Source organism: Pseudomonas sp. Ag1, from assembly GCF_000278565.1.
Classification (GTDB): Bacteria; Pseudomonadota; Gammaproteobacteria; order Pseudomonadales; family Pseudomonadaceae; genus Aquipseudomonas.
This window is the reverse complement of record NZ_AKVH01000083.1, coordinates 22,762-35,024: the sequence shown is the minus strand read 5'-3', so window position 1 is coordinate 35,024 and position 12,263 is coordinate 22,762. Positions and strand designations below refer to the sequence as shown.

The following is a 12,263-nucleotide window of genomic DNA, read 5'->3' as shown; positions in this document are numbered from 1 at the left end:
CTTCCGCACTGGCGGCAAAAGGCCAGGCCTTTTGATCAAAAACAATATCCACATAGAAAAGTCCGGAAATGGCCAATAGGGACTTGCTATTCTACGAATAAGAATTATTCTCATTGAAATCCATCAAGGAGATACTTCCCATGACTTATTTGATCGATGCCTGGCTGGACCGTCCACACCCTTACCTGCGAATCCTCCATCGGGAAACCGGGGAAGTCTGCGCGGTGCTGGAAGAAGAGGCGTTAAGCGAACTGCAGGATCAGGGCGACCTGGACGTCAATGGCCTGAGTTCCAGTGAGCCCGGGGTGCTGAAGGAAGTGGTGAGAAATCTGTTTCTGTTCTGCTATGCCCGAGCGTTGCGCCCGGTGACGGATCTCAATGGCAAGTTTCATCCATGAGCAACCGCGCAAAACACTGCAGGAGCGAGCAGGCTCGCTCCTGCAGGTAAGGTCTTACAGAACGTCGAGCAGCTCGACGTCAAACACCAGAACGCTGTGCGGCGGGATGCTGCCAACGCCTTGAGCGCCGTAAGCCAGTTCGCTCGGCACGTACAGGCGCCATTTGCTGCCGGCATTCATCAGTTGCAGGGCTTCGGTCCAGCCGGCGATCACGCCGCCAACCGGGAATTCCGCAGGCTGGCCGCGCTCGTAGGAGCTGTCGAACACAGTGCCGTCGATCAGGGTGCCGTGGTAGTGAGTACGCACCTGGTCTTCACGGGTCGGCTTGGCGCCGCTACCTGCAGTCAGCACTTCAAATTGCAGGCCGGAAGCCAGGGTGGTGATGCCGTCACGCTTGGCGTTTTCAGCCAGGAAAGCCAGGCCTTCGCCAGCAGCAGCTTCAGCCTTTGCAGCGGCTTCGGCTTGCATGATTTCGCGGATGACCTTGAAGCTGGCGGCCATTTGCTCCTGGTCCACACGGCTAGGCTTGCCGGCAAAAGCGTCGGTCAGGCCAGCCAGGATCGCGTCCAGGCTCACGCCCGGTGGCGGGTTGTCGCGCAGCTGGTCGCCCAACTGACGGCCAATGCCGTAGCTCACGCGGGTTTCGTCGGTGGACAGATTAACTTCGGACATGGAAAGGCTCCGCTGTAGGACGACACAGGTGCCGTCCAAACTAAAAGGGCGAGCAGACTAGCACACAAGCCACGCCCTTGATGAGCCCCGCGCAGGAGAGCGCCAGGGGCTGATTAATGCTTGGTAACCTTGTCCAGGTAGCCCATGGCAAACGCCGACACCACGAAGGTCATGTGAATGATCACGTACCATTTCAGGTGCTCGGGATCGACGTTCTTGGCGTCCATGAACACCCGCAGCAGATGGATCGACGAAATCGCCACGATGGACGCCGCGACCTTCATCTTCAGCGACGAGGAGTCCATGGTCCCCAGCCAGTTGAGCTTCTCCTTGCTTTCGTCGATGTCCAGCTGGGAGACGAAGTTCTCGTAGCCGCTGATCATCACCATCACCAGCAGGCCGCCCACCAGGGCCATGTCGATCAACGACAGCAGCACCAGGATCACATCCGACTCGCTCATGGTGAACACGATGGGAATCACATGAAACACTTCCTGGAAGAACTTCAGGCCCAGCGCCAGCAGCCCCAGGGACAGCCCGAAATAGATCGGCGCCAACAGCCAGCGTGAGGCATACATTGCATTTTCGATAAAGCGTTCCATTGAATCTCACACAGCTTGGCTAAAAATGGCGGCGAGTATACCAGCCGCACCCAAACCCCAGAAACCGTCGAGAAAACTGATCTGTACGGCATCTGTTAAGGAATTTTTCTGCTAGTGTCGAGCTCATCAACTCGGCTCGATGATGTCGGACAGGAAAACTCAGATAATGGATGTGCGATCCCCTTTGGCCAGCCTTGGCCTGTGTGCGGCGTTGCTGATGGGCAGCGGTTGTTCCCCAAGCGATGAACACAAGCAAGCCAGTCTCGAAGAGAAAACCGCCAAGTTCGAACAATCCCTGGACGCCATTCAGGACCCCAAGCTCAAGGACGCCGTGTCCGAGCTCGGAGGCTCGCTGCTGTTGCTGGAACGGGCGCGCGCCAAGCTCGCCACCAAGCCCATCGAGGCCGAGTACAGCGAAGACGCCCTGGCGCTGCTCAAGCATTACCCTACGCCGCAGGCCCTGGTCGATACCTACATCAATGGCCTGTTTGTCCTGCGCAAGGCGTCCCATTCGGACTACCTGACGGACCTGCAGCCGATCTTCCCGTTCAACTTCAACATGCCCGACCAGTTCCCCTTCCCACACGGCCTGGAATGGCAGTCGGTGACCCTGAGCAACAACAAGGTCATCCCGTTCCAGCCGGAATGGTCGGAAACCGACCCGGGCATCCAGTTGAGCCCCACCAGTTCCAACCTGACCAACCCCGATGACCTGACGGTGACCTACCCGTTCGTCGAAGGCGTCGAGACGGAGAACAAAAGCCAGCCGCAGCCCGTCACCCTCAAGGGCAAGGTGGAAGTGATTGCCCCGCGTAAAGTCTTCACCTTCGACTTGTCGAAAAAGGACGTGGGCCGCAAGCGCACCGAAGAAAACGTCACCGTCACCCTGCTGGCCCTGGAAAAGAACTACGCCGAGATCGAACTGACCAACAGCGCCCCGCTGGCGCCGGAAGTCGCGGACGAATCGCCGAACCCGTTGCTGGTGCAGGCTCGTGACACCACCGGGCAATTTCTCTCGCGCTCGGGCTCGATCAACGAAAACGCCGCGCAACTGGCGTTCTACGAGAAGCAACTGGCCGAAATGCAGAAGCAGAAGGCCTGGTCCGGCGCCTTCGAGAAACAGCTGGAAGACGAGCAGAAAGCCTTCGAGCTCAAGCAGAACAGCCACTACACCAAGGTGTACTTCAATGGCCTGATCGACAATGTGCAAGTCAGCGTGCTCGACTTTTCCCAGGCCACGGTGACCCGCAAGGACCTGGACCTGCCCGTACGGCGCTTCGACAAGAACAGCCTGGAAAAAACCGTACAGCCGTTGCCGATGCCCGTCACCGTGTATGACGACCAGGCTGCGGATTGGCTCAAGGATGCCACCCTGTCCGAAGACCAACTGAAGAAAAGCGTCACCATCAACCAGTCGGTGGATGACGCCAGTGCGGCGCACGTTGAGTTCGATCACCCCTACACCTTCAACGACGACCTGCTGGGCGAGGACCGCGGCGGCGGCGATGCCCCGGTGACGTTCCTCACCGCCAACGACGAAGGCAAGCTTGGCGAGCCGATCGAACTGCCCGCCGAAGCCTACGAGGTCGACCCGGGGCGCGGCACCATCACCTATGACCTGAACCTGTTCCCTGAAAACCCAGGGTTTGCCGTCGGATCAATGCCGCTGTTCCTGGCGACCATCGAGAAAGGCAGCCTCACTGCCGGGCAACTGCCCAAGGGCCTGGAGCTGAAGGACAACGCGCTGATTGTCGACCAGAAGCTGTTCCCCTCTGACAGCTGGCGGTTCTATGCCAAGGACGCCAGCGGCAACTACCTGAAGGAAATTCTCGGCGTCAGCCACCGCGCCGAGGAATACGGCACGGCGCTCTTCGACGTGCATTACTTCTACGGCCAGCCGACGACATTGGAAACCTACCAGCGCACCGGCCTGGACACGGTGCAGTATGGGTTTGAGGTGAAGCTGGACAAACCCGAGGCGGCCGCTGCCCCCAAGCCATAGCCCCTCCCCCGTAGCAGCTGTCGAGCGCCAGCTGCTACGGGGGGAGTGCGGTCAGCGGATATCGCTTAGCACCGTCTGCCGCCCACCATTGAGTTGTCGCAAGTGCGCCTGCAGGTGCAGGCACCAGATCTGCGGGTCGTCAGCCAGCTCGTACCCGTGCAGGGTCAGGCTTTCAACAATCGAATCGAGGATGGTTTGTGCCACGAAAGGTCCGTGGAACGGGCCTTGGGACTTGATGGTGGAGGGTTGTTCGCCAGTCATTCCGGCGGCAAACAACAAGGTCCACATCCCGGTATCCCCCGCGAGAGGGCGAATGGAACATTCGATACGGGTGACCAGGCCCAGGCACTGGCGGGTGAGGCAGAGGTTGCGCGACATGGCGGCGACCCTCGGTAGATCCGGTATTCAGCCTCGCAAGGCAAGACTGTTTCTATCCAGCGACTCCTGTGGCTATCCCTTGAGCTGAGAATAGAAGAAACCCGGTACAAACCAAGGCTGGGGGACCAACGGATGACTGCCGTCACGACGGCGTCAAAAATATGCCGAAGGGACCTGGAACCAGGCCCCTTCGGCATTGATTACACCGGCTTGGTCTCAGCCAGTGCTTCCTGCGCCAACTCCTTCTCGGCTTCCTTCAGGTCATCTTCACTGATCATCTCGGCGATTGCCCGCAGACGCTCCACCACCCGCGCATTGACGCTGCCTTCGGGGAATTGCCCCTCTTCGTCGGGCGAACCCGCAGGCTCACCCACCAGCAGGCTCAAGGCCTCGTCGGCCTGACGCACGGCATAGACGTGGAATTGCCCCTGCCGCACGGCCTGCAACACCTTCTCATCGAGCATCAGTGTCGCGACGTTGGCCTGGGGAATGATCGCCCCCTGCTCGCCGGTCAGCCCGCGGGCCTCGCAAAGACGGAAGAAACCTTCGATCTTCTCGTTGACCCCGCCGACCGCCTGCACCTCACCAAACTGGTTGATCGAGCCGGTGATGGCAAAGCACTGCTTGAGCGGCGTCTTCGACAGGGCCGAGATCAAGGTGCAGGCTTCGCCCAGGGACGCGCTGTCGCCGTCGACATAGCCGTAGGACTGCTCAAGGGCGATACTCGCCGAGATCGCCAACGGGAATTCCTGGGCATAACGGCTGCCCAGGTAACCGGTGAGGATCATCACGCCCTTGGAGTGAATCGGCTGGCCGAGGTTAACTTCACGCTCGATATCGACGATGCCGCTGCCGCCCGGGTACACCGTGGCAGAAATCCGCGCCGGCACACCGAACGCGGAGTCACCCACCTCCAGCACCGTCAGCCCGTTGCACTTGCCCACCGCCGCGCCGGCGGTGTCGATCAGGATCACCCCGGCGAGCATGTCGTCGAGAATCCGCGCCGACACCCGCCCGGTGCGCGTGGCCTTGGCCTTGAGTGCGCGCTCGATGTGCCCGGAGTCGGTGCGCTCATCACCGGCCAGGTGACGAATGAAGTCCGCCTCGCTGACCAGCTGGAACAAATCACCGATACGCGCCGACAAGCGGCCCTGGTTCTCCGCCAACCGCGCGCTGTAGGTCGCCAGCCGCGCCACCGCATCGGAGGTCAACGGCGCCATGCCTTCTTCCGAGGTGCGGGTTTTCAGCAACTGGGCGAACTGTTCCAGGCTTTCATCCACCATCGGGATGTCTTCGTCAAAATCCACCAGTACCCGGAACATCTCCTGGAAGTCCGGATCCGCGTCCTGCAACGCGTAGTACAACTGGCGGGAGCCGATGATGATCACCTTGAGCTGCAACGGGATCACTTGCGGGTTGAGGGTCACCGTGGCCAGGCGACCCAGTTCGCCCAGCGGTGATTCCATCTTCAGCTTGCGCGATTGCAGGGCACGCTTGAGGGCGTCCCATACAAACGGCTCGCTGAGCATCTTCTCGGCTTCAAGGATCAGGAAACCACCGTTGGCACGATGCAGCGCACCCGGGCGCAATTGGCGATAGGTGGTGTAGAGCGCGCCCTGGTCGGTGCTGTATTCAATACGGCCGAACAGGTTGTCGTAGGTCGGATGCGGCTCGAAGACCACCGGCGCGCCACCGTTGATCGGATGCCCCACCACCAGGCTCGGGCAGTACTGTTCTTCCAGCAACTTGCGGGCCTGGGCGTCGGTTTTCGCGTCGTCCACCAACTGCTCGACCACGGTTTTCAGCAGGTAGACCTGCATCGCCTGCAAGTAGCCGCAGACGGCCGCGTTCTCCGCATATTTTTCGGACAACGGCGCCAGCAGTGGCTGCAAGGCCAGCGTGATGGTTTCTTCGTTGAACTGGCGCATCTGGTTATTGGACTCGCGCTTCCACTGGGGCAGGCTGGCGAGTTCTTCGTTGAGGCGTTCTTCCAGTTCGGAAATATCGGTGTGGAAACGCTCTCGGTCGGCTTCGGGCAACTGCGAGAACTCGGCCTCGTCCAGGGCCTTGCCGTCGAGCATCGGGGTAAACGCTATGTTGGTGCTGTCACGGTACAGCGCCACGTCTTTTTCCAGGGCCAGGCGCTCGATGACGTCCAGGGCACGGTCGTAACGCTGGTTGAAGGCACGGTCGATGGCGCTTTTGCGCTGTTGATACGTCGGGTGTTCAAACACCGCCGGGAAGGTCGCGACCAGGTTGTCGATCAGGCCGTTGATATCGGAGATGAACGCGGCAGCACCACCCGCAGGCAGTTCCAGCGCGCGGGGTTCGCGAGGCTCATCGAAATTATTGACGTAGACCCAGTCGGCCGGGGTCTGCAGGCGCTTGCCTTCGGCCTTGAGGTAGCGTTTGACGAACGAAAAGCGCCCGGTACCGGGCTCACCCATCACAAATACGTTGTAACCGGGGCGTGGCATGGCCACACCAAACTGCAAGGCTTCGACCGCACGTTCCTGGCCAAGCACACCGCGAAAGGGCTCCAAATCATTGGTGGTCGAGAAGCTGAACTGTTCAGCGGAAAAAGGACGAGTCAGCGCTTCGGGCGCTAGACGCAAGCTGGCAGCAACAGGATCAGGCATCGGGCTTCCTTACATCAGGCGGGGCAGATGACGGCATTCTGGCGCCGGGTTGGGCCGGCTGGCAAGGACGGCTTGGGGAAAGCATAGACCCGTGTTCGGGGCTGTAAAAAAACCGAGTGTTTCCGGCTTGTTTCATAAAAAGTCACGGAACCCTTGGATCATGCCTAAACTCCAACCTGCTGCGGGTTGGACTAATAACCGACCCCTAGGGTGCTGTCAGGCACCTGAACCCTTGTCCATTGGTTTGCACACAAAGAGAACAAAGCTATGAAACGGATCCTTCTCGGTACTCTCTTCACCGTCGTCTCCCTCAATGCAATGGCAGAAGCGCCAGGTGGCCCGAACTGCGGTTGGGGCAACATGTTGTTCGAAGGCCAACGCGGCACTCCGGCTCACTTCCTGGCCTCCACCACCAACGGTACCTCGGGTAACGCCACGTTCGGCATGACCTCGGGCACCAACGGCTGCAGCACCAACAGCGCACTGACCTACGGTGGCAAATCGTGGATTGCCATGAATGGCATGATGAACGAGCTGTCCGAAGACATGGCCAAGGGTAACGGCGAAGCGCTGACTACCTACGCTGTAGTACTGGGCGTTGCTCCTGAAGACCGCGAGCACTTTGCCGCTGTGACTCACGAGCACTTCCAGCAAATCTTCAGCAAGGCTGACGTAACCGCTGATGACGTGCACAACAACACCCTGGCTGTACTGAAAAGCGACACCCGTCTGGCGAAATACGCTACCCAGGCTTAAGCTCGACCCGCCCGTGCCTTTCGAGGCACGGGTTTTATTATTTTTGGACCTGCCTCCCCTTTGGGTCTTTTTATCTCGACTTAAGTTGCCCACATGCTCAAACGCCTTGCCTACCTGGCACTCTTCGCCTGCGCCCCGCTGTATGCGGCGCCGCACCTTGATGATCAACGTTTGCAGCAACTGGCCAACGACCCGTTCTGGCTTTCGCTGGGACACTACGAATCCGGCAAGTTCAAAGGCTGGCGCAGCTATGTCAGCGACAAGAAATTCTTCCTCGCTCCCGATGGCGCCCACCATCCGGACCAGGAGCTGAAGGCCACTGTCGAGGCGCTGTATGCCCCGGCCAGCCTCGGCGAAAAGCACGCCCAATGCGTTTACCCGGCACGTACACGCTGGCTCAAGGACCAGTTGCACCTGAGCGACTTGCCGCCGCTGGACTGCAAGGAGTTCAAGCAATGGTTCAAGGACGTCGCCCCCCACAGCGCGGTGATGATCTTCCCGGCGGCCTACCTCAACAGCCCGTCATCAATGTTCGGCCATACCCTGCTGCGCATCGACCAGGCTGACGTGCAGAGCAACAACACCGCCCTGCTCAGCTACGCGATCAACTTTGGCGCCTATATCGAAGGCTCGGACAACAGCATCCTCTACGCCTGGAAGGGCCTGATGGGCGGCTACCCGGGCCTGTTCGCGCTGGTGCCCTACCAGGAAAAACTCTCGGAATACCGTAGCCTGGAGAACCGCGACCTGTGGGAATACCGCCTCAACCTGACCCAGGTCGAGACCGAGCGCATGGTCGAGCACGTGTGGGAACTCAAGCAGATCCAATTCGACTATTTCTTCTTCGACGAAAACTGCTCCTATCGCCTGCTGGAACTGCTGCAAGTGGCCCGCCCAAGCCTGCGGCTGACCGAACAATTCCCGCTGACCGCGATCCCTACCGACACGGTAAAAGCCGTGAAAGAAGCCGGCCTGGTGGAGAAAATCGATTACCGCCCTTCCCGTGAACGGGAGCTGCTGGAACGCGCCAAGCCGCTGGACAGCGACGAGCAGCAATGGGTGCTGAAGATCAGCGACGACCAGAAACAACTGCAGGACCCGGCGTTCAAGGCCATCGCCAAAGACCGCCAGGCCCTGATCATCGACGCCGCCTACCGCCTTGGCCGCTACCGCGCCAACGGCCTGGAGCGCGACACCGAACGTTCCCAGCGCAGCTTCGAACTGCTGCGGGCGATCAACCAGAACCCGGCGCCGGACCTGAAGATCGAACGCCCCGGCCTGCCTGAAGACGGCCACGAATCCCGCACCTGGCAAGCCGGCATCGGCACCCGGGGCGACAAGGCCTTCGGCGAATACGGCCTGCGCATGGCCTACCACGACCTGAACGACAACGCCGAAGGCTTCCCCTTGGGCGCGCAGATTGAAATCCTGCAAATGAAACTGCGCCAGTACGAAGGCAACCACTGGCAATTGCAGCAACTGGATCTGGCAACCATCCGCTCACTGACCCCACGCAACGAGCTGCTGCAGCCGTGGTCGTGGCAAGTCACCGGCGGCCTGGAGCGCGTACCGGGCAAGCATGACGACGAGACACTCGTCAGCCACGTCAACGGTGGCGCGGGCGGCACCTGGCAACTGCGCGACGACATGCTTGGCTTCGCCCTCGGCACGGTGCGCGTGGAGCACAACAGCGACTTCGGTGAAGCCATCTCCCCGGCTGCCGGGTTCAATACAGGTGTGTTGTGGCACAACCCGCTGGGCAACCTGAGCCTGGAAGCCAAGGGTGACTTCTTCACCAATGGCGAGGTGCGGCGCAGTATCAGCCTGAATCAACAGTGGGAATTGTCGCGCAACCTGGGGCTGAGACTGAGTGCGCAGCGGGAATACAGCCACCTCGCGACACCGGTGAACGAAGTGATGCTGGAAGTGAAGTGGTATCACTATTAATCCCTGAGCCGTAGATCGTTCCCACGCTCCGCGTGGGAATGCATCCTGTGACGCTCTGCGTCACGACCTTTAAAAGCGGACGCAGAGCGTCCAGAGCGGCATGCCCACGCAGAGCGTGGGAACGATCTCTAATTAGTCCATAAGGAGCTTGCTCCCGCGGGGCTGCGCAGCAGCCCCAAAACCAGACACCTCACCCTCTCTGGAATATCTCAATACCCTGAACAGGGGCCGCTTCGCGCCCCAGCGGGAGCAAGCTCCCTCGCCACAGGGGGCGCGTGATCGCCCGAAGCCGCAGCGTCACACGGATTTCTCACATCCGTTTCACATACCCCGAACGAATCCACTCCTACACTTCCCCCATCAGCCGTTCAACGGCCAGGGAGCAAGCGATGTGGCGGTACGCTGTAGTGCTGGGCCTGTTGGCCCTGCTGTCGGGTTGCCAATCAACCCATGAGGATTTGCTGGCCAAGGGTTATCCACCCGCCTTCGCCGATGGCTATGACGACGGTTGCAGCAGCGGCCGCCAGGCTGCCGGGGTGATCACCGGGGAATTTCGCAAGAACGTCCCGCGCTACCTGAAAGACCGCACCTACGCCGAAGGCTGGGATGATGGCTTTCGCCAATGCAAGGCCATGCGCGAGAACGAAGACCTGAACGACTACAAGAATCGCCACTGGGACGACCGCGAACGCGCCTGGCAACAGGAAAAAGACCGCGACGCTGCCAGGGCCTTTCGCTCGCAATAGGTCGCTTCCAGACATCCAGCGAAACTTAACCCCTGCGACCATGGCCCAAACTCCATAGCAGGAGAACGTCATGAGTCGAGCTTTCGTCAACGAAGACAGCGCCGCTGCCCAGGCCAGCCAACCGGTGGAACGCCAGGTCAGCGCGCAACCCAATCACCTCACTGCCCGCGGACTTGCACAATTGCAGGCCAGGGTCGCGCAGTTGCAGCATGAGCACAGCGAAGAATCCGCCAAGGGCGAGCAGGCCGATAAACAGCGCCAGGCCGACCTTGAGCGGGATTTGCGTTACTTCAACCAGCGCCTGCAAAGCGCACAGGTGGTGGCGCCGGCAACCTCCACCGACAAGGTGCAAATCGGCAGCTGGGTGACCTTTGCCAACGAACAGGACGAAGAGCAGCGCATTCAGTTAGTGGGCGAAGACCAGGCCGACGCCACGGTGGGCCTGATCAACTGGGGTTCGCCCCTGGGCCGCGCTCTGCTGGGTGCACAGGTGGGCGACGAGGTCCTGTGGAGGCGCCCCGTCGGTGATCAGTTGATCGAAATCCTGCGCATCGAACCCGAGGGTTAAACGATGCCCTGGGCCAGCATTGCATCCGCAACCTTCACGAAGCCTGCAATGTTGGCGCCCTTCACGTAGTTGACCCGGCCGTTCTCTTCGCCGTAGTGCACGCACGCATGGTGGATCGACTGCATGATGTTGTGCAGCTTGCTGTCCACTTCACCGGCGGTCCACAGCAGGCGCATGGCGTTCTGCGACATCTCCAGCCCGCTCACCGCCACCCCGCCGGCATTGGACGCCTTGCCCGGCGCGAACAGGATGCCGGCCTCGATAAAGATATCCACCGCCTCCAGGGTGGTCGGCATGTTGGCGCCTTCGGCCACGCAGACGCAGCCATTGCGCAACAGGGTGCGCGCCGCTTCGGCGTCCAGTTCATTCTGGGTGGCGCAGGGCAACGCGATGTCGCAGGCCAGTTCCCATGGTGCTTTGCCGGCGCGGAATTCCAGGCCGAAACGCGATGCCAGTTCGCTGATGCGCCCGCGCTGTACGTTTTTCAGTTCAAGCAGAGCCGACCATTGTTCTTCGGTCAAACCGCTTTCGCAGTACAGGGTGCCTTCGGAGTCGGACAAGGAAATCACCTTGCCGCCCAGGTCCATGACCTTGCGCGCCGCGTACTGGGCGACGTTGCCGGAGCCGGAGATGGCCACGCGCTTGCCTTCGACGCGCTCGCCGTTGCGCTTGAGCATTTCTTCAGCGAAGTACACGCAGCCAAAACCGGTGGCCTCCGGGCGAATCAGGCTGCCGCCGTAGCTCATGCCCTTGCCGGTCAGCACCGAGGTGAACTGGTTGCTCAGGCGCTTGTACTGGCCGAACAGGAAGCCGATCTCCCGGGCGCCCACGCCAATATCACCGGCGGGCACGTCCACGTCCGAGCCGATATGGCGATACAGCTCGCTCATGAACGCCTGGCAGAAACGCATCACCTCGGCGTCGCTCTTGCCCTTGGGATCGAAGTCCGAGCCGCCCTTGCCGCCGCCCATGGGCAGCGAGGTCAGGGAGTTCTTGAAGGTTTGTTCGAAGGCGAGAAATTTCAGCACGCCCAGGTTCACCGACGGGTGGAAGCGCAGGCCACCTTTATAAGGGCCGATGGCGCTGTTCATCTGGATCCGGAACCCGCGGTTGACCCGTACTTTGCCCTGGTCATCTTCCCACGACACCCGGAACACAATCGCACGTTCCGGCTCGCAGATGCGCTCCAGGATGCCCGAGTTCAGGTAGTGGGGATTGGCTTCAAGAAACGGCCACAAACTGCGCAGGACTTCTTCCACGGCCTGGTGGAATTCCGGCTGGTCGGGGTCGCGTTTCTTGAGGCGGGCAAGGAAGGATTCAACGGATTCGATCATGAAAAGTCTCGGCAAATTTATTGTCGTTAAAGGAGATTTGTCCCGGACTTTATCAATTCATGTCGCACCGCGACAGGGCAAAATGTCGCTTTTGTGAATTTAAATGGTGCATTAGATATAAATACAGGCGTTTTTTGCACCTTAATGAGGATTTCAATCCAGGCCTTGCACCAACAGTTAATCCGCTATCGCAGGCAAGCCAGCTCCCACATTTGATCCAG

The 12,263-nt window shown here is 60.3% G+C and carries 11 protein-coding genes; 6 read left to right on the top strand and 5 right to left on the bottom strand.

What is annotated here, in order from left to right:
* Positions 1-140: 140 nt before the first annotated feature.
* Positions 141-398 carry a PA4570 family protein gene (locus tag A462_RS24100; protein ID WP_003215856.1) on the top strand — a complete coding sequence of 86 codons (258 nt, stop codon included), beginning with the start codon at positions 141-143 and terminating at the stop codon, positions 396-398.
* A 54-nt stretch (positions 399-452) separates the two neighbouring features.
* Here the strand turns inward: A462_RS24100 and A462_RS24105 are convergent, their stop codons facing one another.
* The gene (locus tag A462_RS24105) at positions 453-1,070 is read right to left on the bottom strand and encodes an FKBP-type peptidyl-prolyl cis-trans isomerase (protein WP_003215854.1); all 618 of its coding nucleotides are present in this window, start codon (positions 1,068-1,070) and stop codon (positions 453-455) included.
* Between the two features lie 113 nt (positions 1,071-1,183).
* Entirely contained in the window at positions 1,184-1,672 is a 489-nt protein-coding gene (locus tag A462_RS24110; RefSeq protein ID WP_003215853.1) for a TIGR00645 family protein, read from the bottom strand.
* A 166-nt stretch (positions 1,673-1,838) separates the two neighbouring features.
* On the opposite strand from A462_RS24110, the gene A462_RS24115 reads away from it, so the two are divergent.
* Positions 1,839-3,674, top strand: coding sequence for a hypothetical protein (locus A462_RS24115; protein ID WP_008432831.1), 1,836 nt, complete (start codon positions 1,839-1,841; stop codon positions 3,672-3,674).
* A 51-nt stretch (positions 3,675-3,725) separates the two neighbouring features.
* Here the strand turns inward: A462_RS24115 and A462_RS24120 are convergent, their stop codons facing one another.
* Positions 3,726-4,052 carry a PA4575 family protein gene (locus tag A462_RS24120; protein ID WP_003215849.1) on the bottom strand — a complete coding sequence of 109 codons (327 nt, stop codon included), beginning with the start codon at positions 4,050-4,052 and terminating at the stop codon, positions 3,726-3,728.
* Positions 4,053-4,252: 200 nt separating this feature from the next.
* Positions 4,253-6,691 (bottom strand): Lon protease family protein, encoded by a 2,439-nt coding sequence (locus A462_RS24125; protein ID WP_003215847.1) that lies wholly within the window; start codon positions 6,689-6,691, stop codon positions 4,253-4,255.
* A 267-nt stretch (positions 6,692-6,958) separates the two neighbouring features.
* Between A462_RS24125 and A462_RS24130 the strand changes: the two genes are divergently transcribed.
* The 4 genes from A462_RS24130 to A462_RS24145 all read left to right on the top strand — a co-directional run bounded on the left by A462_RS24130 (position 6,959) and on the right by A462_RS24145 (position 10,708).
* Positions 6,959-7,447, top strand: a complete 489-nt coding sequence (locus tag A462_RS24130) for a DUF3015 domain-containing protein (RefSeq protein WP_003215845.1) — start codon at positions 6,959-6,961, stop codon at positions 7,445-7,447.
* A gap of 93 nt (positions 7,448-7,540) precedes the next feature.
* Positions 7,541-9,394 (top strand): Lnb N-terminal periplasmic domain-containing protein, encoded by a 1,854-nt coding sequence (locus A462_RS24135; protein ID WP_008432830.1) that lies wholly within the window; start codon positions 7,541-7,543, stop codon positions 9,392-9,394.
* A 389-nt stretch (positions 9,395-9,783) separates the two neighbouring features.
* The gene (locus A462_RS24140) at positions 9,784-10,140 is read left to right on the top strand and encodes a hypothetical protein (protein ID WP_003215838.1); all 357 of its coding nucleotides are present in this window, start codon (positions 9,784-9,786) and stop codon (positions 10,138-10,140) included.
* Positions 10,141-10,210: 70 nt separating this feature from the next.
* Positions 10,211-10,708 (top strand): GreA/GreB family elongation factor, encoded by a 498-nt coding sequence (locus tag A462_RS24145; RefSeq protein ID WP_003215837.1) that lies wholly within the window; start codon positions 10,211-10,213, stop codon positions 10,706-10,708.
* Here the strand turns inward: A462_RS24145 and gdhA are convergent.
* A complete protein-coding gene (gene gdhA, locus A462_RS24150; RefSeq protein ID WP_003215835.1) occupies positions 10,705-12,042 on the bottom strand; it encodes an NADP-specific glutamate dehydrogenase in 1,338 nt (445 codons plus the stop codon). The genes A462_RS24145 and gdhA overlap by 4 nt on opposite strands.
* Positions 12,043-12,263 lie beyond the last annotated feature (221 nt).

What these genes read in the sequence shown, in the direction of transcription:
- A462_RS24100 (WP_003215856.1), top strand. Translation starts at nt 141, where the DNA reads ATGACTTATTTGATCGATGCCTGGCTGGACCGTCCACACCCTTACCTG.
- A462_RS24105 (WP_003215854.1), bottom strand. Translation starts at nt 1,070, where the DNA reads ATGTCCGAAGTTAATCTGTCCACCGACGAAACCCGCGTGAGCTACGGC.
- A462_RS24110 (WP_003215853.1), bottom strand. Translation starts at nt 1,672, where the DNA reads ATGGAACGCTTTATCGAAAATGCAATGTATGCCTCACGCTGGCTGTTG.
- A462_RS24115 (WP_008432831.1), top strand. Translation starts at nt 1,839, where the DNA reads ATGGATGTGCGATCCCCTTTGGCCAGCCTTGGCCTGTGTGCGGCGTTG.
- A462_RS24120 (WP_003215849.1), bottom strand. Translation starts at nt 4,052, where the DNA reads ATGTCGCGCAACCTCTGCCTCACCCGCCAGTGCCTGGGCCTGGTCACC.
- A462_RS24125 (WP_003215847.1), bottom strand. Translation starts at nt 6,691, where the DNA reads ATGCCTGATCCTGTTGCTGCCAGCTTGCGTCTAGCGCCCGAAGCGCTG.
- A462_RS24130 (WP_003215845.1), top strand. Translation starts at nt 6,959, where the DNA reads ATGAAACGGATCCTTCTCGGTACTCTCTTCACCGTCGTCTCCCTCAAT.
- A462_RS24135 (WP_008432830.1), top strand. Translation starts at nt 7,541, where the DNA reads ATGCTCAAACGCCTTGCCTACCTGGCACTCTTCGCCTGCGCCCCGCTG.
- A462_RS24140 (WP_003215838.1), top strand. Translation starts at nt 9,784, where the DNA reads ATGTGGCGGTACGCTGTAGTGCTGGGCCTGTTGGCCCTGCTGTCGGGT.
- A462_RS24145 (WP_003215837.1), top strand. Translation starts at nt 10,211, where the DNA reads ATGAGTCGAGCTTTCGTCAACGAAGACAGCGCCGCTGCCCAGGCCAGC.
- gdhA (WP_003215835.1), bottom strand. Translation starts at nt 12,042, where the DNA reads ATGATCGAATCCGTTGAATCCTTCCTTGCCCGCCTCAAGAAACGCGAC.